A 22867-nucleotide genomic window follows, 5' to 3' on the forward strand; every position below is an offset into this window, starting at 1 on the left:
TGGCGCCGCCGCATCGCGAATAAGCGCCCTACCCCGCCGGGCCATCCGCCAGCATCTCCATCCCACTATCACCCCGCCCCCAGCCCTAAAACACCACCGCCCCTCCCCATCACATGCTTGATGCGAACCGGCACGGCATCAGATGCCTGATGCTTCGCTTCGGCGCGCGGTGAACGTCTCTGTCCGGTTGACGCGGCAAGGACGCGGGTCCTAGGCGAAGGCATTGAAAGCAGGAGAAGGGCCATGGCAGAATTGGACAAGAAGCAGGAATCCGGTGTCGCCTTCATCACCGGCGTCATGGGCGAAGCGTTTGGGACAGCATTTCGCGATGCGGCCGAAGCCGACCGCTTTTCATCCGACATCACGCGAATGGCCGCCGGTTGGGCCTTTCACGACGCCTGGCAACATGACGGCATCACGCGCAAGGAAAAGAGTATCACGATCATTTCGGCCCTGATCGCGTCGCGTCAGCCGCTTGAACTCAAGAACCATGTCAAGATCGGCATAGCGAACGGCCTTACGGCAAAGGAGCTCGAGGGGATCCTGGTTCAACTGACACCCTATGTCGGTTTTCCCTGCATCGCATCGGCACAAACTGCGGTGATCGAGGCGATGCGCGAGGCAGGCGTTTCGCCCGACGGCGTCGAGACGTCCGAAGAACGCGGGCTCCTCTGAGCAAGCCATGGCGTCGCTAGCTCCTGGCAGCCCGCATTTCTCGGGCCTCACGCTTTCGCTGGAGCATAGCCTGCCAGCTGTGATCGCGCATGTGGCGCGCCGGCACGAGGACCGGACGTTCATCGTTGAGGCGGACGGCAGCCGCACCAGCTTTGGAGCCTTCGAAGTGCAGGTGGCCCGGCTCTCTGCAGCACTTGTTGCGCATGGCATCGAACATGGAGACCGCGTCGCGATCTGGGCGCCAAACGGCCGCGAATGGATCGTCGCAGCGAGTGCGATCGAAAGCATCGGCGCGATCCTCGTCCCGATCAACACGCGCTTCAAAGGGCGCGAGGCCGGCTTCGCCTTATCGAAGACGCGCGCAAGCGCGCTGTTCACGGTCGGCGAATTCCTCGGCAACAACTACACTGCAATGCTTCGCGAGGCTTGCGGCGACGCGCTCGGCGACACGCCCTGCGCCGGTCTTCCCGCGCTCCGCCATATCGTCGAAATGGATGGCGACGCTTTCGAGACGTTCCAGGCGACCCGGTCCGACCCATCCGTGGTCGCGGCGCGGATGGCGGCGGTTCGCCCACAGGATATCGCCGATATTCTTTTCACCAGCGGCACCACCGGCGAGCCGAAAGGCGCGATGCACAACCATGGCCAGGCGCTTTGGATGCCGGCGGTCTGGAACGAGGCCAATGACCTGCGGGCCGGCGACCGCATGGTGATCGTCAATCCCTTCTTCCACAGTTTTGGATACCGGTCGGGGTGGGTCTCCGCGCTCATCGCCGGCATTACCGTCTATCCAATCGCGTCATTCGATGCTGCCAATCTACTTGCCTTGATCGATCGGGAAGCCATTAGCGTTCTCATGGGTCCTCCGACCATCTTCTTTTCGCTGATGGAACATCCCGGTTTCGCCGATCATGATCTGTCATCGCTTCGCGTCGGGCATACCGGCGCCGCCAATGTGCCGGTCGATTTGATCCGCGCCGCGCGCGAGCAATTCGGTTTCGAAATCTTCCTCACCAGCTTCGGACAGACCGAGTCGACAGCGCTCGTGACCGTTAACCGGCCGGGCGATAGTTTCGAGACGATCGCCAAGACCGTCGGCCTTCCCCTGCCCGGCGTCGAACTTCGGATTTCCAGGAGTGATGGAGGCCAGGCGCCGCAGGGCGAAAGCGGCGAACTGCTGGTTCGCGGCCCGAACGTGATGCAGGGTTACTTCGAAGAGCCAGAGCAGACCGCGGCGACGATCGATGCTGAAGGATGGCTCCACACGGGAGATGTCGCCTGCATCGGCGTAGATGGCAGACTGCGGATCCTCGACCGGCTCAAGGATGTGGTCATCGTCGGAGGCTTCAACGCCTATCCCGCAGAAATCGAAAACATGCTCCGGCAGCACCCCGCGATCGCCGACGCTGCAGTCCTCGCCTGGCCCGACGAACGCATGGGTGAGGTTTGCGCTGCGGTCGTCATTCTTGCGCCGGGCGCCGACCTGTCGCTCGCAGAATTATCGGCCTGGAGCCGGGAGCAGATGGCGAACTACAAGGTGCCGCGCCATTTGTTCATGGTCTCGGAATTCCCGCGGACGCCGCTTGGGAAGGTACAGAAATTTGCCCTGCGCGAGCAATTGGCCGATATCTGAGAATGGGCGTGCGCGCCGACCTGCAGCACAAAGGAACATTGCCCGGCGGGTCGCGCCTTCGGCGCGAGAAGCGAGGCTGAGGAAGCTTCGTCGATCGACGCGTGGCCGTCCTCGTTCTGCTACAGGAAAGCGCGAGTGACGGCACGCCGGGCTAGGGCAGCAATTTCTCGAGCTCGTGCTGCGCCGCGGCCGCGCCAAAGCGTGCCGTATAGGCTGTGTTGACTTGTTCGGTTTGGAACCGGACCTCATTGATCATGAAGATGAAAAGACCCCAGACGATCGACCGCCTGTAATCGAGCCAGGCGTCTTCGCGATCCAGTCGCGGGCCGCCGTGCGTCTCGAGCTGTCCAAGATAATATTCCAGGAGTTCGCGTTCCCAACGCGCCCGGTCCTCAGGTGTGAGGGCACAAACGATATGATAGGCGATTTCGTGGTGCCATGCGGTGCGCGCGACCTGCGCATCGAAGAAACCCGGGGTTCCGTCTTCGGCAATATAGAGATTTCCAAGATGCGTATCGCCATGGATGAGGCAGTGCGGCTGCTCCGCCTGAATTTCCCCAAGCCTCCGCAGTGCCGTTTCCATCCAGACACGATCCCGAAAACGCTCTGGCACCGCCGCGGCGCGCGGGAGAGCCATATAATGTTCCCAGATTTCGGGCTGCAGATAGGTCTTCATATAGTCGAGACCCCACGTATCGAAGCGGCTTGCGATATCGGACCAGCGTCCGCCAGGCTGGAAATGCCCCGTCTCCCAGGTGGCGGCGTGATACGCTGCCATCCCGTCAAGCCTCCGGGCGATCTGTTCGAAGCTCTGCGGCACGAGCGGATCGCAAAACTCGAGCCCCGGACGCTTCAAATCCTCCAATATCACGATGGACTGGTGCGAGCCCGGGTCGGAACCCGCGAAATGGCACAGCGGCGTCACCATCGGGATCAGGGGCGCGATGTCGGCGTAAAAACGCGCTTCGTTTGCGTACATTGCCGCAAGGCCGGGGCTATGGTCCTCAAATCCGCCCTTCACGATCAACGTCGGGCCGAGTGCCTCGCGTCCCGGCCCCTCGCATTCGATGCGGACCCGGACTTTCGTCGATGTTCCGAAAAGAACTGCGACAGTCTGCGCGTGCGTCACGATGAGGCCCGGATACTGCTCGCGGAGCGCGGCGCCGAGCCAGCCGGCGTCGATATCACAAATGCGCAAAGGCAGCGGTAGCGCCGGCGCCGTCGATCTCGTCATGAGGGAAATCCTCCAAAAGAAAGGGCCCGAACGTCCCCCAAAACGTTCGAGCCCTGACTTCGGCGCTGCCGGCGAAAGTCCCGCGTTGCCCCCGGGACTATCCCGATACGAAGATCAGAATTTATATCCGACCTCGATGCCGTACATCCGCGGCTCGCCATACACGCTGCTCTGGAAACCCAGCCCTTCCGCGATCAGGCCAAGGACGCCCGTCCGGTAGGTTTCGTCGAGCAGATTGTTGGCGAAAATCGCGACACGCGCGCCCGAACCGCCAATGTTGCCCAGTTCTGCCCGGACATTGACGAGCGAATAAGCCGGCTGCAGGCCCTCGACCTCGAAATCGTCCAGGAAGATCTTGCTACGCCAGGTGTAGTTGAACGTGAAGTTCAGCTCTCCAATCTTCGGATCGAGCGGCGGCGTGATCGTCGCGGTGGCGCCAGCCTGGTGCTTCGGGACGCCGCGCTGGGCGATTTCCGGGCCCAAGGTCGAGGTTGCGCTGCCCGCGAGGATCTTGACCTTGGTGAGCGAGTAGAAGCCGGTCAACGAGAAATTGTCGGTGCTGAACGTCGCTTCGAATTCGCCGCCCTGGTTACGCTGCTTGGCCGTATTGTCGATGATCGTGAACACATTCCCGTTCACGAACGTCGCGCGCTGCTTCTGCACGTCGCTACCGTCCTGGCGGAAGATCGCGGTGCTGGTGGTAAGCCGTCCCGCGCCAAGCCGGGTGTTAGTCTTGAGGCCGATTTCATATTCGTCGACGAACTCGGGAAGGAACGGCTGCAGCGTCACGAAGCTCGTAGCGCGGGTCGAGAAGCCACCGGCGCGAAAGCCATGCCGGAACGAAGCGTAGGTCGTGATCTCGGGGCTCGGCTCCCACTGCACCGTCGCGTCATAGGTCAACTCCTTGAACGATTTGCTGTTCGTGAAGCTGCAATCGGCGAAAGCTACGGTCTGGACGCCGGCGGTCGCGGCATCCGTGTCGAAGCTGCAGCGGCCGATGCTGCCATCGGGGTTGGGCCGGTTCGGCTGGCTCGGCGATACGGTGATCTTGCGCTTGTCATAATTGTAGCGAAGACCGCCCGAAACGCTGAACTGGTCGGTGATATCAAAGGTGCCGGCGATAAAGGCTGCCGCGGTACGCGAATAGCCGACCCCGGGGTTCGCGGTCACGAACAGGGTTGCGTCGGTCGTGCGGGCATTGAGGCCGGCGCCGACGATATTGAGTTCGGGGAGCGTATTCGCAAGCGAGCCGTCCCTTCCCTTTTCCTCGAAGTAGAAGGCGCCGAGGATGAAATCGAGACGGTTTTCGAATGCCTGGCCCTGGAGCTGCAGTTCTTCGCTGATGTTACGCGTCTTGGAGAATTGGAATGGCGTGATCAGGAAAGCCGGAATACCGTCATAATCCTGCACCATTTCGCGGCTCTGCTCACGATATCCGAAGATATTCTTGAGGGTGAGCGCGTCCGAGAGTTCGATCGTCGTCTTGTTTGTGATACCCCAATTCTCGATCTCTTCGCGCGGACCGCCAAAGACATCGAGATTGCCGCCGTCACCCGCGCCGATATTGAGCGTGAAGCGGCGCTCGCGGAAAAGACGGAGCGCCTCGGCGGCTTGCGCCGGGACATTGGCATCGATGCGCCCGCCCAAACGAAGGCCCTCATAATTGCTGATGACCGACGGCAGGCGTATGGCCGTCAGGAAAGCAGCCGTGCCCTTTTCTTTCGACTTGTAATAGTCGCCTATGGTCAGCGAGCTGATGCCGTCGCGCGGTTCCCAAAGGATCGACCCGCGGATCGTGTCGAAATTCTGGTTGTCGAGGCGCAGGCCCGAGACATCGCGCGCCCAGCCGTCGCGCTTGTGCGTGAGGCCGGCGATGCGAACGGCAAGCGTGTCGCCCAGCGGCACATTGACCATGCCGTACAGGTCCATCATGTCGTAATTGCCATACTGGCCGCGGATTTCGCCTTTGAATACGCCAAGCTCTGGGTGGGCAGGTTCGACGAGAACGGCGCCACCGGTCATGTTGCGGCCGAACAGGGTGCCCTGCACGCCCTTCAGGACCTGGACCGATTGAATGTCATAAAGGCTCTTGCCGAAGCCATAGGGGCGCGGCTGCACGACTTCCGCAAAATAAGTCCCGACCGGAGGATCGGTGAAAAGCTGCGTTTCTTGCGTGCGCTGTCCGCGAAGCGAAAAGGCGACGGTGTTGCGCTGGCTTTGCGAGCTTGTGATCGAGAGCGACGGGGTGCGATATTGCAGCCCCTGAATGTCGGTGACGCCCGACCGCTCTAGGCTCTCACCAGAGATGGCAGAGACCGAAATCGGCACGTCCTGAAGGGCTTCTTCACGACGGCGAGCCGTCACGATGATCTCGCCGCTGTTATCGCTCGTCGCCTCGTCGGCGGTCGGAGCAGTCTCTTGGGCGTGCGCGGGAACGGCAAAGCCGACCAGCGCGCAGGTGGTGATCAGAAATGAACGATAGGCCATGAGCATCCCTCCATGAACGACAATCAGACGGCGATGCTCTCGGGTCGGCATCGTCCGCGTCGTGCGTCAGCTACCGCCATTTCGGTGCGGACAAAATAGCGCGGACCCAAAGTGGCGCGTCTCATCAGATACGCGATGATTCCACTGCCGATCGGACGGATTCCGCTACGATAACGTGGCTGGCAGCAGGATTTTCAGCGTCTGTGTGCACGCCGGTTGCCCCGCTTCGCCAAACTTCGAGCGGCTGCCCGGACCGGGGAGCGGCTCGCGCGTTACTGTCGGGATCAAAAGGATCTCCTACGCCCGGCGGCGGCCGATTGCCGCTGCGGTCCTGTCATGCGAAAAGGCTGTCCGCAAAACGATCGACATGATCATTGAGGTCACCATATTGCTTTTCCAGCACCATCAGCCGGCGGAAATAATGGCTGATCGCATATTCGTCGGTAAGCCCGTAACCGCCATGGACCTGAATGCCGCTGCGCGACACAAGTTGGCTGGCTTCGCCGATGACAATGCGCGCCGCGGACAGAGCTGCTTTGATGTCGGCGTCGGCATTCGCCAACGCATGGTAAAGCATCGAACGCGCCTGGTGCCCCGCGACGAACATCTCGGCCATCATATGCTGGATCGCCTGGAACGAGCCGATCGCCACGCCGAACTGCTTGCGCTCCTTCACATAAGCGCCGCAAATCTCGATCGCGGCTTCCATCGCACCGACAGCCTGCGCCATCAGCGCGATCGACGCCCGGTCGATCGCGTCGGCGAGAATATCAGCCGCCCGATTGCCCCCGGCCAGCAGCGCCGAGGCCGGCAGCGAGACGTCGCTAAAGCCAATGTCGGCGGCGCGCGTGCCGTCGATCAGTGGATAGGCGGATATTGCGACGCCCTCACCATCGGCGGGCACGAGAAAAAGGCCAAAGCCAGGCTCGTCCTCAAGTTTCGCACATACAATGACATTCGATGCGCTCGGAGCATCGAGAACGAGAAGCTTGTCGCCAGACAGGCGGTATCCATCGCCGGAGCGAACCGCCTTCGAAAGCACCGCATCGGCCCCCTCGTCCGCGAGCGCACCGAAACCCGCTTCCTGATAGGCGACCGCCAGCCGCGTCTCGCCGCTGGCCAGGTCGCCGAGCAGCGCCGCCGCACTTGCATTTTCGGACGTTTCGCGAAGGATGTGCCCCGCGAGAACCACCGAGCTTGCGTAGGGTTCGGTTGCCAGAGCGCGGCCCAGGGCGATGTTGAGCAGCGCAACATCCTCGATCGTGCCGTCGAGACCTCCCGCTTCCTCGGGCAAGGGCAGCGCCAGCCAGCCGAGTTCGGCGAACTGCGCCCAGCGCGCGTCATCGAAACCAAGCGCACCATGCCGTTGGTCGCGCCAATATTCGACGCCAGCGCCTTCGGCGAGAAGCCGTTCGGCGCTGTCGAGCAACATGGTCTGAATATCGGACTTGGCAAAATCCATTTCGCAAATTCCTGTCAGAGTCCGAAGGCGAGCTTCGCCAGAATATTCTTCTGCACTTGTTTCGACCCGCCATAGATGGTGGCTGCGCGGTTGATCAGCGCAACGGTGGTACGGCCCGGAACATAATCGGGCCACGCCTCGGTCGGCGCGGGCGGCGGTGTCGGTGCGCTGTCGAAAAAGCGGAGAGATTTCTGGCCGAGGAGATCGGCCTGAAGCATCGTGACCTCCTGCTGCAGTTCGGAGCCACGGATCTTGAGCACGGACGCGGCCGCTGCCTCGGGCGTCGCGAGCTCTTCATGCGCGAGGACGCGCAGCACCGACCATTCGAGGGCAATGAGATCGGCTTCGATGCGCGCAATCCGTGCACGGATCGCCGGGTCCTCGCAGGCGGGCTTCCCGCCACGCAATTCTCCGCGCGCGATATCCTTGGCACGCGCAAGTTCGCGCTTGCTCCAGTAGATGAAGCTCGATGTCGTTCGTTCGTGCTCGAGCAGGAACTTGGCGTAGGTCCATCCCATTCCCGCCTCGCCCACCAACTGGTCGGCCGGCACTTCGACATTGTCGAGAAAGACTTCGCACAGATGGGCTTCCCCGTTGATCTGCGGAATCTGCCGGACCGTGATGCCGGGCGTGTCCATCTTGATAACCAGGAACGAGATGCCGCGTTGCGGCTTGACGCTCTTGTCGGTGCGGACGAGGAAAAAGCCCCAGTCGGCGTGCGCCGCGCCGCTTGTCCAGATTTTCTGGCCATTCACGATATAGGTATCACCGACGAGATCGGCGGATGTGCGCAGCGATGCAAGATCGGATCCCGAGCCCGGCTCCGAAAAACCCTGTGCCCACATTGTTCCGCCTTCGCGGATCATCGGCAGGAAACGCTCTTTCAGATAGTCGGAGCCATAGGTGTAGATTACGGGGCCGAGCATATGCGTGCCGCCCCAGTCGAATTCAGGGGCGTCGAGGGCGTATAGTTCCTCGTTGAAAATGAACAATTGCATCGGGGTCCAACCGCACCCGCCATGCTCGACCGGCCAGTGTGGCACCGACCGGCCATGCTCGTTCAGAATGCGCATCCATTCGAGCAAGTCGTCGACGTCGGCATTATTGGCGACCTTGCGGCGTTGCCGCTCGCGCATATCGGCAGGAAGGACGTCGAGCAAAAAGGCGCGGATTTCCTCGCGGAACGTCTCAAGCTCTGGCTCCAGTCGCAGGCGCATCTCACGGCTCCCTAAAGGACTATCGGTAAAGTCTGAAGGTCGTCATGGCTTCAGCCGCACGGCCGCGCAAGGCGCGCCGCTCTCCCATCACCAATGCGATGCCTTGCCGCGATGCCGAGTTCTTGCCGCGCGTTAGCGCGCCGAGGCAAGAACGAGGTCGGATCCCTTCTCGGCGATCATCACGGTAGCGGCATGCGTGTTGCCCGAGACCACGTTGGGCATCACCGACGCGTCGATGACGCGCAGGCCCTCGACGCCGTTGACCTTTAGCTCGGCAGAGACGACGGCGTCAGGGCCGCTTCCCATCGCGCAAGTACTTGCCTGATGATAGCCGGTCGAGCCACTGGCGCGCGCGAATGCCAGCAATTCATCGTCGCTCTCGAGCGACGCGCCAGGCGTCAGCTCATGGTCGTAATAGGGAGCGAGTGCGGGGCTCGACAGGACGCGCCGCGACCAGCGCAGTCCGGCAACCTGCGCGCGCTGATCGGCGGCCTCGGCAAGAAAGTTCGGCCGGATCGAGGGCGCGTCGCGAAAGCTGGACGACTTGATATGGATCGATCCGCGAGACTGGGGCCGCATCACATAGCCGCCCACTGTCATGCCCGGCTCGCGCTCCATCACCATGACACCATTCTTGGCCAGCCCGTCAAAGTCGACCGTTGCCGGGGAGGCAAAAAATTGAAGATCGGGAAGATCAAGGGCCGGATCCGACTTCAGGAAGGCCGTAAGGTTCGAGCCGCCGAGGCTGAGCAATCCAGACCGTGAGAAGGCGAAGCGCGCGATCTGGCCCGCGAGACGTAGACCGCGCGACATTTCGTTGAATCCCGCAGTGCCCGGTTTCATGCGGGCGCGGATCATCGTGGCATAATGGTCCTGAAGATTCTCGCCGACCCGCGGCCGGTCCACAACCACGTCGATGCCGAGCTCGCGTAGCAGCCGAGCATCGCCGATCCCCGACAGTTCGAGGAGCTGCGGCGAATTGATGGCTCCACCTGCAAGAATGACCTCGCGCCGGGCCCGGGCCACAGCGCGCTGGCCACCGCAATAATATTCTACTCCGATTGCGCGGCCCTGCTCGATGAGGACCCGCGATGCATGCGCCCCGGTAATCACCTGGACATTGGGCCGTTTCATCGCCGGATGCAGATAGGCGGCGGCGGCCGACACCCGGAGTCCGTCCCGCGCGTTCAGCCGCACGCGTGCCACGCCTTCGCGCGTCGTGCCGTTGATGTCGGTGCTGACGGGAGCGCCAGCTTCTTCGAACGCCTGCGTCATGACATCCAGCATGGGGTGTTTCATCGGAATATCGCTGATATCGAGGCGGGCATCGTTGGCATCGTCCGGCTCGCCATTCACCCCCTCGCCATGTTGACGTTCGATCTTCCGGAAATAGCGCTCGGCCTCTTCCCAGCCCCATCCAGCAAGACCGAGTTGGCGCCAGCCGTCATAATCCTCGGGCAAGCCGCGAACCCAAAGCATACCGTTGATCGACGAAGAGCCGCCAAGTATCTTGCCGCGCGGAAATGCGTGCTGACGCCCGTCACTGCCGGGGTCGGGTTCGGTCATATAGTTCCAATTGACGCGCGGGTCCTTGAGCATCTTGGTGAAACCCGCGGGAAGGTAGATGTTGATATTGCTGATGGCCTGAGCGGGATTGAGCAACTGTCGCGACGGGCGATCGTCGACCCCTGCCTCGATTACGAGGACCTTGTACCTGCCATCGGCGCTCAGACGGTTCGCGAGCACGCATCCCGCTGAGCCTGCGCCAACGATCACGAAGTCGGCCTCGACAGCGGCGCTGGCGCCCACATTGTTTTCCGTCATGCCTAGAACTCCTCCACGAGGCTTTTCTTTACTGCCCTTGCGAAGAACAATGATTCTTGCGTTGCGCAAGGGAGAACATCACCCTTGTGATGGCTTCGCGCGGGTCGTCGAAATTAGGGCCGTTCGCGCGCTATGAGACCCCAACATAAGGAAATGGGATTGGGATGACGGAAATCTTCTCGCTTCACGGGCGAACCGCCCTCGTCACCGGCGCGTCGCGCGGCCTCGGCCGCGCCATCGCGCTGGGTCTTGCCGATGCCGGCGCCAAACTGATTGTCGCCGCCCGCGATGCGGGGCTGCTCGAGGAAGTCGCCGATCTGATCCGCTCGCGCGGGGGTGAAGCGCGGACCCTCGCATTCGACCTCTCGGACCTGGTATCCGTCCAGGAAGCGGCCAACAGTCTGGCTGCGGACGGAGCGACGGTCGACATCCTCGTCAACAATGGCGCGATCGGCGGCTGGAGCCCGCTCCACAGTTCGACGCTCGACGACTGGGAGACGATGTTCGATATCAATGTGTCGTCCATGTACCTCCTCTGCCGCGAGCTCTCCAAGGGGATGGCCGAGCGGCGCTGGGGCCGCATCATCAACTTCGCGTCCTATGTCGCCGGCACGGGAAGACCGAATCTTGCTGCCTATACCGCCAGCAAGCACGCCGTGCTCGGACTGACACGCGCGATTGCGGCTGATCTCGCACCATATGGCGTGACGTGCAACGCGATCGCGCCCGGCTTCTTCGACACCGACATGGCGGCGCCGACCGTCGGCCATCCGCAGCGCGCGAAAATCTTTCGCGACGCGATCGCGCTGGGCCGTTTCGGCGACCCGTCAGAAATCGTCGGCCCCGTCCAATTCCTTGCCTCGGCGGCCGCGGGCTATGTGACCGGCGCCATGCTTCCCGTCGATGGCGGCGTCGCGAACATACTTTCGCTTCCCGTCGTCGTCGACACCTGACCCCTCCCCTCCTGCAGACCAAAGGACAAGTCCATGGCCGCCTCGCTTCTCAATCTCGCCAGCCCCGACCGGCTCTTCATCGGCGGCGAATGGGCACTGCCCACGGGCGGCGAACCGATCGCCATCATTTCACCCTCTTCCGAGGAATTGATCGGCCATGTCGCCGGCGCGACGACGGCCGACATGGATCGCGCCCTCGCGGCCGCGCGCCACGCATTCGACAACGGCCCATGGCCGCGGATGAGCGGCGCGGAACGGGCACCCTATATTCGCCGGATCGCCGAAGAGATGGGCAAGCGCGCCGATGATTTCGCGCGGGCGTGGAGCCTTCAGGTTGGAATGCCTTACGCGCAGACGACGATGACGGCGCCATATATGGGGGGCTATTTCAACTATTATGCCGATCTTGCCGAGCAGGGGTTCGAGGAGGTCCGCCCCTCGATGACCGGAGAGCATGCGATCGTCGTACGCGAGGCCGTGGGCGTCGTCGTTGCGATCGTGCCCTGGAACGCGCCGCTGGCTACGCTCGCGCTGAAGGTCGCCCCTGCCCTCGCGGCCGGTTGCACGGTGATCGCCAAGCCCTCGCCCGAAACGCCCTTAGAGGCCCTCATCCTTGCCGAATGTATCGCGGCAGCGGGCGTGCCCGACGGCGTTTTTTCGGTACTGACCGCCGACCGCGACGTCTCGGACTATCTGATCCGCCAGCCCGGCGTCGACAAGGTGAGCTTTACGGGCTCCACCGCTGCAGGCCTGCACATCGCCTCGATCGTCAGCGCCCGAAGCGGGCGGATCACTACAGAATTGGGCGGCAAGTCGGCCGCAATCATTCTCGACGACGCCGACGTTGGAACCGTCATCGGCGGAATCATGCCGAACCTTGTTGGCCTGTGCGGGCAGCAGTGCGCCGCGTTCAGCCGCATCATTGTCCCGCAATCGCTCAAGAGCCAGGTCACCGAAGCGCTCGGCGCCGCGATGGGGCATGTCGCGGTCGGCGACCCGTTCAGCGAAGCGACCCAAATGGGACCCCTCGTCACCAGCAAACAGCGCGATCGCGTCCTTGGATACATCGAGAGAGGCAAAGCCGCTGGCGCGCGCCTGGTCGTAGGCGGTGCGCGACCTGCTCACCTCGACAAGGGTTGGTTTGTCGAACCGACGCTGTTCGCCGACGCCGACAATAATATGGAAATCGCGCGCGAGGAAATCTTCGGTCCGGTGGGCACGATCATAAGCTACTCGACCGAAGAGGAAGCCATCGCGATCGCCAACGACAGCGATTATGGCTTGTCGGGCGGCGTCTTTACACAGGATCCGGACCGGGCGTATGCGGTGGCACGCCGCGTCCGAACGGGCAATTTCGGCCATAACGGGCGAGTGATCGACTTCTCGGTCCCCTATGGCGGTTTTAAGAAGTCCGGCGTCGGGCGCGAGGGCGGCGTCGAGGGACTTCACAGCTTTACCGAGGTCAAAGCGATCTTCATGGCGGCGTTGCCCCGTCATCTGGAACCATGAGCGGGCCGGACGCGATCCGGCCGGACGACTGGCCCGAGAATTACGGGCCGGCCTCCGCCTGGTGGGCCGTCGCCGTGTTCATGATCTTCCAGATCGTCTCGATGATCGACCGGCAGGTCATGTCGGTTCTGATACCCGAAATGCGCGCCGACCTGGGCCTGAACGATTTCCAGATCAGCCTTGTTCAGGGCCTGGCCTTTGCGCTCTTTTATGGCGTGATGGGACTGGTGATCGGCGGTCTGGTCGACCGCTACTCGCGCCGCAAGATCATGTTCGCCGGGATCGTGGTCTGGTCGATCGCAGCCGCAGGCACAGGTCTTGCCCGAAACTATATGCAGCTTTTCGCGGGCCGCCTCCTGGTCGGAGCCGGCGAAGCGGCGATATCGCCCGCGGCCCAGTCGATGCTATCCGGCATTTTTCCGCGCAACCGGCTCACCACCCCGATCGCCTGCGTTACCGTCGCGGGAGCACTCGGCATATCGATAAGCTACGCGCTCGGCGGCTATCTGCTCGAGCTGTTTACCGCGCAGCCTCTCGGCGGGCTGTTCGCCGAGCTTGCGCCCTGGCGCCAGGTCCTTGTGGTTACCGGGCTCCCCGGTGTCCTGATCGCCTTCCTCGCCTTCACGGTGCGAACGCCGGTGCGCAAGCGCGATGCGCCCGACACGCGGCAGGGCGCAAGCTGGGGGCACTTCTTCGCATTTGTCCGCGTGCACAAGAAGCCGGTGATAGGCCTCGTCGTCGGATCGGGCCTCATGGCGCTCGCCATCCAGGGATCGATGATCTGGACGCCAACCTATGCGCGGCGGGTACTGGGAATGGGCGCCGGCGACGTCGGCGGCGGCATGTCGATCGCGGTCGCGTTCGGGAGCGTCGTCGGCGGGCTCGCGTTCGGTCTCTTGATGGACCGGCTCTACTCGCGCGGAATAAGGGATGCTTCGCTTCGCCTCGCCGCGACCTTCGGGCTGATCATTCCGCCGATCGTGGCAGCGGCAATTGCCTATGGCGATCCCACCTATCTTTTTGCCTCTTTCGCATTGATGATGTTCACCATGGGCGCGACATTCGGCCCCATCATGGCCGCCATCCAGATGCTCGCGCCGCCCGAGATGCGCGGCCGCTTCGCGGCGCTCGCGGTCTTGTCATCCAATTTCTTCGGGTATGCCGCGGGACCAATGCTGATCGGCTTTCTAACCGACTATGTGTTCGCCGATCCGATGAAAATCGGGTTGTCGATGATTTGCTGCCTTTTGCTCGCCGGCCCGGCGGCCACGATGCTGTTCTGGTCTGCCCGTCGCGGCTTTCTCGAAAGGCTTGGCGATGCGGCGTAGCGCGACAGGCATCGGGACATCCCGCGCGAGCCCGCGCCTGAATTCCAAAGGATGGATGAGATGACGACGACGATACCAGCCCTCCTGCGGGACGCAGCGCGCCGCTTCGGCGACCGCGCCGCGCTTTCTTCGCAGGCCGATGGCCCGATCAGCTACCGCGAACTCGACCGGCAGGCGGATCTCGTAACGCGCGCCCTGATGGCCGACGGTGCACTTCCCGGGGATCGCGCAGCGATCTGGGCACCGAATATGTGGGAATGGGTCGCGGCCGCGGTCGGAATACAGCGCGCAGGGGGCGTGATGGTGCCGCTCAACACGCGCCTCAAGGGCAACGAAGTTGCTGACATCGTGCGGCGCGGAGGCATCAACCGCCTTTTCCTGATCGGCACCTTCCTTGATCGCTCCTACCCTAAGATGCTTCGCGACGAGCCGATGCCCGGCTTGAAACGCAGGATCATTTTGCGCGCCGCGCCGGGGGAAGCTGGGCCCGGCGAGCAGGGATGGGACGATTTTCTCGAGAAAGCGGCTGAAACCGACGAGGCGGCGCTTGCCGAGCGCGAAGCTGGGGTGACCCCCGCTAGCATCGCCGACATCATGTTCACATCGGGGACGACAGGGACACCGAAAGGAGCCGTATTCGACCACCGGCGATCGCTCGGCGGTGGCCGGGCGTGGGCGGAGATTTCGGGCCAGACGCCCGACGACCGCTACTGCGTTTTCGGACCTTTCTCACATAATGCGTCCTATAAGGCTGGCTGGGTCGCGGGCTTGATGACCGGAAGCACGATCTACTGGCCCGAGGCCTATGACGCTGTTTCCATTCTCGACCTGATCGCGAACAACCGGATCAGCGTCATGCCCGCGCCGCCGACGGTGTTCCAGGAGGTGATGAACCATCCCAACTGGCAGGACTGGGATATTTCTAGTTATCGGTTCCTGTCGACCGGCGCGACGGTCGTGCCGATCGAGCTCATGAAACAGCTGCGCCGCGAGACCGCAATCGAGGTTATCTCGACCGGCTATGGCATGACCGAGTGCTGCGGGTCGGCGACGCACACACGCCCCGACGATCCTCTCGAACGGGTCGCCTTTACCGTGGGCACCCCCATTACTGGCACAGAGATCATGATCGCTGGCTCCGATGGTCGGCCCGCCGAGGCGGGCGCGCAGGGCGAGGTCCTCATTCGCGACGACAAGCTTTTGATTCAATATCTCGACAATCCCGAAGCGAGCGCATCCGCGTTCGACGCCGATGGCTGGCTCCGGTCGGGGGACGTCGGCTTCCTCGATACCGACGGATATCTGAAGCTGACGGACCGGCTGAAAGACATGTATATCGTGGGCGGCTTCAACGTATATCCCGCCGAGATCGAGAAGCAGCTGAGCGGACTGCCCGGCATTTACCAGTCAGCGATCGTGGGGGTACCCGACCAGCGTCTTGGCGAAGTGGGTCATGCCTTCATCGTGCGGGCTCCGGGCTCGACCGTGACGAGCGACGAGATCGTCGCCTGGAGCAAGGTCAACCTCGCAAATTACAAGGTTCCCCGGGGGGTGACCTTCGTCGACGCCTTGCCGATGAATTCGACCGGGAAGGTCATCAAATTCGCGCTTCGCGAAATGCTGAGATCGGCATGAAACACGGCTCCTCGCGCTATCCGAGTGGACACCCGCGATGACTGTCACTCCCTTTCACATTGCTGTTCCCGACCAGGTCCTCGACCGGATTTCGCGCAAGCTTGCCGATGCCCGCCTTGGCTATGCGCCAGAGGATGCCGATCCCTGGGCGCATGGCATGAGTGCCGACTATCTTGGCGACTTCGTCGATTACTGGCGAGCGAGCTACAATTGGCGCGAGCAGGAAGAGGCGCTCAACGCCTGGCCGCAATTCAAAGCCGAGATCGACGGCATCCAGATACATTTTTATCATATCCGTGGTCGCGGTGACCGCCCCAAGCCGATCCTCCTCACCCATGGCTGGCCAGGCTCGGTGGCAGAGTTCCAGGTCGTCATGCCGTTGCTGGCAGGCGAGGGCTTCAGCCTGGTCGTCCCCTCGCTACCGGGTTTCGGCTGGTCGGGGCGTCCCGCGAAGCCGATCGGACCTGTGGCTGTCGCCTCGCTCTGGCGCCGGCTGATGACCGATGTTCTCGGCTATGAACATTTTTTCGCGCAAGGCGGCGATTTCGGTTCAGCCGTCACTGTGCAGCTCGCATTGAACCACCCCGACGTCGTCGACGCGATCCACCTCAATTTTTTCATGCCGCCGCAACCTGGTGCGGACGCCGACGCCGCGCTCCTCGAATATTGGGGCAAGGTTCGCCAGACGATGGAGGCGGAGAGCGGTTATCATCACGAACAGGCGACCAAGCCTCAGACGATCGGGCTCGCGCTCCACGACAATCCGGTCGGATGGGCGGCATGGGTCTTGGAGAAATTTCATGGCTGGGGAGACACCGGCGGCAACATCGAAAGCCGTTTCTCCAAGGACCATCTCATCACCAATTTGATGACCTATCTGGTGAGCGACACGATCATCTCGTCGTTCTGGATGTATTATGCATCCGGGCGCGAGCCGCGCACAACTGGCCCGGTGACGGTGCCCACCGCCCTCGCCCGCTTCCCGGCGGAATTTTATCCGATGCCCGACCGCGCGCTCGCCGAGCGGCAATATGCCGTGGCACAGTGGACCGAGATGAAGTCGGGTGGACATTTTGCGGCCATGGAAGAGCCCGAGGCTTTCGCGGAGGACGTCATCGCCTTTTTCAAAAGTCGCTGAGTGCGTCCGATTGTTCAATATGATTGAAGAGAGCATAGAGAAATTGCCCGATTATCCGGTGGGGCCAAGCTGATATGCCTTATGGGCTCGCGGACAACGACGGTCCGGAGCCAAGGAGAGGAACTGGACATGACCACCAACGCTTCCGTTCGCGAGCGCATCACCACCCGCCCACTGGCGGAAAAATTCGGCGCCCAAATCATCGGCTTGGACCTTTCACGGGAGCTCGACGACGCCGAGATCGAGCGCGTGCGCTCGATCTGGACGGAGGCCGGCATCGTGCTTGTGCGCAATCCCCATCATGACGATGAGGCTCAAATGCGGCTCAGCCGCGTTTTCGGCGAGCTGGAAGCCGCAGCGACCGCGGATCTCAACGACCCGATCAACAAGTTCATGATGAGCCTCGCCTATGATCCTGAAAATCCGACGGCGCGCCCCGCGCCCTTTTACAATGTTGACGGCATCGACCGCGCGGGTTGGCTAGGATGGCACTGGGACCAGTCCTTCATGCCGACGATCGTTCGCGGTGCCGTGCTCCGGATGACGGTCCCGGCGAGCGAAATGGGCGAAACCGGATTCATCGACGCGATCGGTGCTTATGACCGCCTTTCCGACGCCTGGAAGCAACGGATCGAAAACCTCGAAGTTGTTTACGAATTCAACCCCGATTTTTGCTCGGGACAGTTCGGCTTCCCCAAGGATATCCGACGGCTCGACATGCCCGTTAAAGGTTCGAGCTACGACTTTCCCCCGGTGGTCCATCCGCTGGTCATCATTCAGCACGAAACGGGTCGGAAAGTCCTGAAGCTGTCGCCGATGCATGCGCGTTATATCCTCGGCATGGACCGCGCCGAAAGCGATGCCTTGTTGACCGAACTCGCAGAACATCTGGTCGACCCGCGCTACGCCTATTTCCACAATTGGCAGACGAACGACATGCTCGTGTGGGACAATTGGCGCGTCATCCACTCGGCGAACGGCGTGCCGCTACACTGCGAGCGCGTCGCGCGGCGCACGACGATCATGGGTGACTATGAAGTCGGCCGCTATCTTGACGAGCATCTCGACCGGAACCGGACCGTCAAGCGGCTTGTCGACTGAGCGGCCGCGTCGATCCTCGCTGCGAACCATCACGGAGATGATGAATTGCCCGTCCGATAGCGAACGCACGGACGGGCGGTTAGCGTTCGGACCGTGCGCGGCCGAGACGCACATGACCGGGAGATTAAGATGACACGTTTGGCGGGCAAAGTCGCGCTGGTGACCGGTGCAGGGCGTAATATCGGGCGCGCCGAGGCCCTGATGCTCGCCAAACAGGGGGCCCGCGTCGTCGTCAACGATGTGCGCGCAAGCCCATATGACGCCGAGCCGGGCGATGACAGCTTCGCCGACAGCGTCGCGCGCGAAATTCAGGAGGCCGGCGGCGAAGCCGTCGCCATAACGGGGAGCGTAGCGACGCGGAAAGGCGCTGAAGCCGCGGTCCAGCACGCTCTCGACAGCTTCGGCCGGATCGATATCCTCGTGAACAACGCCGGCATCGTTCGGCCCGCCCGCATCGACAAGATGAGCGATGACGACTGGTTCGCGTGCCTGGACGTGAGCTTGACCGCCAGTTTCTATACGGTGCGTGCCGCGGCGAAAAGGATGATCGAACAGCGCGGTGGGGTCATCATCAACACGGGGTCCCCCTCGGGCTTCGGCCACTGGGGAATGGCGAATTATTCGGCCGCGAAAGAGGGTCTGCTCGGATTTACCCGCACGATCGCGCGCGATCTCGGCGAGTTCGGCATCCGCTGCAACCATGTGCGGCCTGTATCGCATATCACGGGAACCTTCACCCCCGCGGTACAGCAAACGATTGAGGAATCGGCTCGGCTGGACATTCCCTTGCTCTGGAACCGACCGATGTCATCGCCCCGAATGTCGGCGCTGCCCGAGCATGTCGCGGCACTCGTTGTCTGGCTCTGCACCGATGCGGCATCTCATATAAGCGGCCGCGACTTCTTCATTCAGGGTGACGAAGTCGCCGTGCTGCCCGAGCCGGAGGCGATCCGGACCAGTATCAACCCCGGTGGATGGACGCTCGACGCGTTCGACGATCCTGCCAATCGCTCCTATCTGTTTGGCGACATCCAGAACCGGTTCATCGGCACGAGCTGAACCGTCGTCCCGATTACGGGCCATTTTTCCTGAATATCCGGCCGAGCGTCGTCGGCGACGGCCCTTTCCCGGGCTGCCCCAACCGATGGGCCCAACGCTTCCGCGCCGCGCATCAAGCCTTTTCTCTGCCCGCCATCGTGCTATGTAGCAAACACTTACAAAGCGCTTAGGTGATGGGAGCAGCGATGATGGATTCGGTCAACGACAAGGTCCAAGACGTACTGGACGAGCTTGTTGCACAAGGGCGGGAAATCGGCGTTCAAGTGTGTGCGTGGCTCGGCGAACACCAGATTGTGGATTGCTGGGCGGGCGTTGCCGATCCGGCCACCGGGCGCGCCGTGGACGGCGACACGCTGTTCAACGTCTTTTCGGTGTCGAAGGCGGTGACCGCGACCGCCCTGCACATCCAGGCAGAACGTGGTCTCGTCGACTATGATGCGCCGCTCGCGGATTACTGGCCCGAATTCGCGCAGGCCGGCAAGGCCGATGTCACGATTCGCCACGTCCTCGGCCATGTTTCGGGCGTCCTGCGCATGCCGGCAGATGTCACGCCCGAGCTCATGACCAATTGGGACTGGATGTGTAGCCGGATCGCGGAGATGCCTGGCGAATATCCGGCAGGCAGCTGCTCCTCATATCAGTCGATGACCTTTGGATGGCTCCTCGGGGAAGTCGTGCGGCGGACCGATCCGAAGCGCCGGCCCTTCGGTCAGTTCATCCGCGAGGAGATTGCCGAGCCGCTCGGCGCAACCGATTTGTGGATGGGTATTCCAGGCGCCGCCGAGCCCCGCGTTGCCGTGCTCGACGATGTCGCCGTCTATGTGATGCCCGACGGGAATATGATGCGTGCCGCGCAGCCGGTCGTCGTCGATCTGATGCCCGATCCGTTCGAGCGCCCCTATGTACGCCGGGCCTGTATTCCTGCCGTGGGCGGGATCTTCAATGCCCGCAGCGAAGCGCGGTTCTGGGCGATGCTCGCAAACGGCGGGGCCCTTGGCGGGGTCCGGCTTCTGTCGGAGGAGCGCGTCGCGAGCTTCGCCGCGCCGCGTCCTCATTTTGATGATATCGATCCTGTCTTCTTCGGGATGGTCGTTCCGATCGCCTGGTCGGGGTTCTGGCTGGGGGGCGCCGCGGCCCCGCCCGTCTCGGCACCGCGTAACATGCGGGCCCTGTGCCACCCGGGGATGGGCGGCTCGATTGGTTGGGCCGATCCGGACCTCAAACTCGCAGTCGCCTTCTGCCATAACCGCATGTTCGACACGATCGAACTCGCAGAGGACAGCCGGACCTTGATCGGCGACACGATCCGGAGAGCGATTTGACCTGGGACTATATCATCGTCGGAGCCGGGTCGGCCGGCTGCGTTCTTGCCGACCGCCTGTCGGGCAACCCCGCCAACAAGGTGCTTCTGCTCGAAGCCGGCCCCGCGAACCGAAGCCCCTTCATTCATATGCCCCGCGGTGCGGCGAAGCTCTATTCCGATCCGCGACACGTCTGGCACTTGCAGACCGAGGCGCATGGCACGATCCCGTCCGAGACCTGGATTCGTGGGAAAATGCTCGGCGGCTCGTCGTCGGTAAACGGCATGATGTATTTTCGGGGCCAGCCCGAAGACTATGACCTGTGGCAGGAACTTGGGGCCAGAGGCTGGGGATGGGACCGGATGGCCGCGGCCTTTCGCGCCATCGAAGGTCATGAGCTGGGCGAAGCGACAGTGCGCGGAGGGAGCGGTCCGCTTCGCATCTCCCAGGAACCCGCGCGGACGCCGCTCACCAATGCCTTCATCGCTGCCGGCGAGGAGATGGGCCTGCCCCGGGTGGAAGATCTCAACCAGTCGGGACGCGAAGGCGTGGGCTATACGAGCCGGACGATTTGGAAAGGCAAAAGACAAAGCAGCGCGGACGCCTTCCTGCGGCGCGCACGCGGCCGGCCAAACCTGCGGATCGTCACCGGCGCGACCGTCGACAAGGTCATCTTTGAGGATAAGCGGGCCGTCGCCGTCGAAGTGCTGGTGGGCGACCGTCCGGAGCGCTTCCAGTGCGGCCGCGAAATCATTCTCGCGGCCGGCGCGCTCATGTCGCCCCAAATACTGGAGCGCTCCGGTATCGGCAGCGCGAAGCTGCTCCGCGCGCTCGGCATCGATGTCGTGGCTGACAGTCCCGGCGTGGGCGAACATATGCTCGAACACCGCCTGCTGATGATGACCTACGACCTCAAAGGTCCTTACAGCGAAAACGCCGGTCTGCGCGGGCCCCGGCTCGCGTTCAACGTACTGCGCTATTACCTTTCCGGCGGCGGTCCGATGGCGTCGGGTTATGGAGCGGCCGGCGCCTTCGCCACCGTGCTCGCCGAATCGCGAACTCCCGACATCGAGATTCTGCTTTCGCCTGCTGCTGCCTTCCCGGACAACAGCGGCCAGTTGAGACCCGACCCGAAACATAGCGTCACCTTGTTCGGCTATCCGCTGCGCTCGCGCAGCGAAGGATCGGTCCATATCGGGGGCTCCGCGCTCACCGATCCGGCCCGCATTCAGGCGGGCTATCTCACCGACCCTTATGACTGCGCGGTAACCGTCGCGATGCACCGCTATCTCCGGCGCTGGATGCAGCAGCCCGCGCTCGCCGCGATCATCGCAGGCGAACGCGAACCGACGCGGTCGCTTGAGAGCGACGACGATATCCTCGCGGCCTTCCGTGAGATCGGACAGGCCGGATATCATGCGTGCGGCACCTGCCGCATGGGAGACTTTCCCGATGCCGTGCTCGACGAACGGCTGCGCGTTCGTTCGATCGACGGTTTGCGGGTCGTCGATGGTTCGATTATGCCGACGATGGTATCCGCGAACACCAACGGTCCGATCATGGCGTCGGCATGGAATGCGGCAGACATGATCCTGGAGGGACGAAATCGCTGAGTCACGCAATGGCGCCAAGAGTGCCACAAAAGCAGCTTCGACACCGCCGGCAGCGGAAAAGGCTCCGCGACGGCGGCGGCGGACCCGCGAAGACGTAAGCGGACGTATTCGCGATGCGGCGCGGATCCTGTTCGCGGAGCGCGGCTTTGCGGCCGCCACCACGAAAGACATCGCGCGCCTCGCCGATGTGAGCGAAACGCTGCTGTTTCGCTACCATGGCGACAAGGCGACGCTCTATAACGAGGTGGTCACCGAGCCTTTCGCGCGCTTGATGGACGATTTCGTCCGCCGCAATCCCGATCCCACTGCTCCCGGCTTTTCCGAAGCGGTGTCACGCCCGCTCACACGGCAGGTCTACGAGGTTTTCGAAGAAAATAGCGCGATGTTTCGCGCGCTCTTTACGGGTCAGCACCCGGCCGGCGGTGATGCGGCACCGAGCTTCAAGGGCCTTGCTCATTTCTTCGAGCAGTCGGTTGATCAGGTATCGCGCCGTTACGAGAGCGCCGGGCAGACGCCGACGTTCGATCTGGACATCGGCGTCCGGCTTGGGCTCGGAATGATTTGCGCGAGCGTCCTATTGCGCGATGCGCTCTTTCCGGACTCGGTCCCGGACCGCGAAGCCCTCATCCGCGCGCTCGAAGACATCATCCAGGCCTCTCTGGGCGGGCCGGCACCGGATTGACTCCGCTGCCGCATTC

General features: G+C 62.7%; 17 protein-coding genes. 12 read left to right on the forward strand and 5 right to left on the reverse strand.

The genetic code is table 11. The annotated features are described in order from the left end of the window. Positions 1-243 precede the first annotated feature (243 nt). Entirely contained in the window at positions 244-675 is a 432-nt protein-coding gene (locus V8J55_RS21370; protein ID WP_336447596.1) for a carboxymuconolactone decarboxylase family protein, read from the forward strand. Positions 676-682: 7 nt separating this feature from the next. Continuing rightward, on the forward strand, positions 683-2308 hold the full coding sequence (locus V8J55_RS21375; protein WP_336447597.1) for an AMP-binding protein: 1626 nt from the start codon (positions 683-685) through the stop codon (positions 2306-2308). A 151-nt stretch (positions 2309-2459) separates the two neighbouring features. On the opposite strand, the gene V8J55_RS21380 is transcribed toward V8J55_RS21375, so the two are convergent. The 5 genes from V8J55_RS21380 to V8J55_RS21400 all read right to left on the reverse strand — a co-directional run bounded on the left by V8J55_RS21380 (position 2460) and on the right by V8J55_RS21400 (position 10601). Continuing rightward, entirely contained in the window at positions 2460-3542 is a 1083-nt protein-coding gene (locus tag V8J55_RS21380) for a phosphotransferase (RefSeq protein ID WP_336447598.1), read from the reverse strand. Between the two features lie 114 nt (positions 3543-3656). Beyond that, positions 3657-6029, reverse strand: coding sequence for a TonB-dependent receptor (locus tag V8J55_RS21385; RefSeq protein WP_336447599.1), 2373 nt, complete (start codon positions 6027-6029; stop codon positions 3657-3659). 334 nt (positions 6030-6363) lie between these two features. After that, positions 6364-7491 carry an acyl-CoA dehydrogenase family protein gene (locus V8J55_RS21390; RefSeq protein ID WP_336447600.1) on the reverse strand — a complete coding sequence of 376 codons (1128 nt, stop codon included), beginning with the start codon at positions 7489-7491 and terminating at the stop codon, positions 6364-6366. A 14-nt stretch (positions 7492-7505) separates the two neighbouring features. Continuing rightward, positions 7506-8708: an acyl-CoA dehydrogenase family protein gene (locus tag V8J55_RS21395; RefSeq protein ID WP_336447601.1), complete on the reverse strand. Its 1203-nt coding sequence runs from the start codon at positions 8706-8708 to the stop codon at positions 7506-7508. 132 nt (positions 8709-8840) lie between these two features. After that, entirely contained in the window at positions 8841-10601 is a 1761-nt protein-coding gene (locus V8J55_RS21400; protein ID WP_336447602.1) for a GMC family oxidoreductase, read from the reverse strand. 95 nt (positions 10602-10696) lie between these two features. Here V8J55_RS21400 and V8J55_RS21405 point away from each other — a divergent pair, with 95 nt between their 5' ends. The 10 genes from V8J55_RS21405 (at position 10697) to V8J55_RS21450 (ending at position 22851) form a co-directional block, all read left to right on the forward strand. Further along, entirely contained in the window at positions 10697-11485 is a 789-nt protein-coding gene (locus V8J55_RS21405; protein WP_336447603.1) for an SDR family NAD(P)-dependent oxidoreductase, read from the forward strand. Between the two features lie 33 nt (positions 11486-11518). After that, on the forward strand, positions 11519-12994 hold the full coding sequence (locus V8J55_RS21410) for an aldehyde dehydrogenase (RefSeq protein WP_336447604.1): 1476 nt from the start codon (positions 11519-11521) through the stop codon (positions 12992-12994). After that, positions 12991-14322, forward strand: coding sequence for an MFS transporter (locus V8J55_RS21415; protein WP_336447605.1), 1332 nt, complete (start codon positions 12991-12993; stop codon positions 14320-14322). The genes V8J55_RS21410 and V8J55_RS21415 overlap by 4 nt, the downstream gene beginning before the upstream one ends. Positions 14323-14382: 60 nt before the next feature. Beyond that, a complete protein-coding gene (locus V8J55_RS21420) occupies positions 14383-15957 on the forward strand; it encodes an AMP-binding protein (protein WP_336447606.1) in 1575 nt (524 codons plus the stop codon). Positions 15958-15994: 37 nt separating this feature from the next. Further along, positions 15995-17095: an epoxide hydrolase family protein gene (locus V8J55_RS21425; protein WP_336447607.1), complete on the forward strand. Its 1101-nt coding sequence runs from the start codon at positions 15995-15997 to the stop codon at positions 17093-17095. Between the two features lie 129 nt (positions 17096-17224). Further along, positions 17225-18196 (forward strand): TauD/TfdA dioxygenase family protein, encoded by a 972-nt coding sequence (locus V8J55_RS21430; protein WP_336447608.1) that lies wholly within the window; start codon positions 17225-17227, stop codon positions 18194-18196. Between the two features lie 129 nt (positions 18197-18325). Further along, positions 18326-19255, forward strand: a complete 930-nt coding sequence (locus V8J55_RS21435; protein ID WP_336447609.1) for an SDR family NAD(P)-dependent oxidoreductase — start codon at positions 18326-18328, stop codon at positions 19253-19255. 188 nt (positions 19256-19443) lie between these two features. Then, on the forward strand, positions 19444-20577 hold the full coding sequence (locus tag V8J55_RS21440; RefSeq protein ID WP_336447610.1) for a serine hydrolase domain-containing protein: 1134 nt from the start codon (positions 19444-19446) through the stop codon (positions 20575-20577). Further along, the gene (locus V8J55_RS21445) at positions 20574-22169 is read left to right on the forward strand and encodes a GMC family oxidoreductase (RefSeq protein ID WP_336447611.1); all 1596 of its coding nucleotides are present in this window, start codon (positions 20574-20576) and stop codon (positions 22167-22169) included. The genes V8J55_RS21440 and V8J55_RS21445 overlap by 4 nt, the downstream gene beginning before the upstream one ends. 106 nt (positions 22170-22275) lie before the next feature. After that, positions 22276-22851: a TetR/AcrR family transcriptional regulator gene (locus V8J55_RS21450; RefSeq protein ID WP_336447650.1), complete on the forward strand. Its 576-nt coding sequence runs from the start codon at positions 22276-22278 to the stop codon at positions 22849-22851. The last annotated feature ends 16 nt before the right edge of the window (positions 22852-22867 follow it).

This window comes from Sphingopyxis sp. CCNWLW2 (assembly GCF_037095755.1).
Lineage (GTDB): Bacteria > Pseudomonadota > Alphaproteobacteria > Sphingomonadales > Sphingomonadaceae > Sphingopyxis.

Excerpts from the sequence above, each read along its gene's own strand:
- V8J55_RS21370 (WP_336447596.1), top strand. The coding sequence starts at position 244 with ATGGCAGAATTGGACAAGAAGCAGGAATCCGGTGTCGCCTTCATCACC.
- V8J55_RS21375 (WP_336447597.1), top strand. The coding sequence starts at position 683 with ATGGCGTCGCTAGCTCCTGGCAGCCCGCATTTCTCGGGCCTCACGCTT.
- V8J55_RS21380 (WP_336447598.1), bottom strand. The coding sequence starts at position 3,542 with ATGACGAGATCGACGGCGCCGGCGCTACCGCTGCCTTTGCGCATTTGT.
- V8J55_RS21385 (WP_336447599.1), bottom strand. The coding sequence starts at position 6,029 with ATGGCCTATCGTTCATTTCTGATCACCACCTGCGCGCTGGTCGGCTTT.
- V8J55_RS21390 (WP_336447600.1), bottom strand. The coding sequence starts at position 7,491 with ATGGATTTTGCCAAGTCCGATATTCAGACCATGTTGCTCGACAGCGCC.
- V8J55_RS21395 (WP_336447601.1), bottom strand. The coding sequence starts at position 8,708 with ATGCGCCTGCGACTGGAGCCAGAGCTTGAGACGTTCCGCGAGGAAATC.
- V8J55_RS21405 (WP_336447603.1), top strand. The coding sequence starts at position 10,697 with ATGACGGAAATCTTCTCGCTTCACGGGCGAACCGCCCTCGTCACCGGC.
- V8J55_RS21410 (WP_336447604.1), top strand. The coding sequence starts at position 11,519 with ATGGCCGCCTCGCTTCTCAATCTCGCCAGCCCCGACCGGCTCTTCATC.
- V8J55_RS21415 (WP_336447605.1), top strand. The coding sequence starts at position 12,991 with ATGAGCGGGCCGGACGCGATCCGGCCGGACGACTGGCCCGAGAATTAC.
- V8J55_RS21420 (WP_336447606.1), top strand. The coding sequence starts at position 14,383 with ATGACGACGACGATACCAGCCCTCCTGCGGGACGCAGCGCGCCGCTTC.
- V8J55_RS21425 (WP_336447607.1), top strand. The coding sequence starts at position 15,995 with ATGACTGTCACTCCCTTTCACATTGCTGTTCCCGACCAGGTCCTCGAC.
- V8J55_RS21430 (WP_336447608.1), top strand. The coding sequence starts at position 17,225 with ATGACCACCAACGCTTCCGTTCGCGAGCGCATCACCACCCGCCCACTG.
- V8J55_RS21435 (WP_336447609.1), top strand. The coding sequence starts at position 18,326 with ATGACACGTTTGGCGGGCAAAGTCGCGCTGGTGACCGGTGCAGGGCGT.
- V8J55_RS21440 (WP_336447610.1), top strand. The coding sequence starts at position 19,444 with ATGGATTCGGTCAACGACAAGGTCCAAGACGTACTGGACGAGCTTGTT.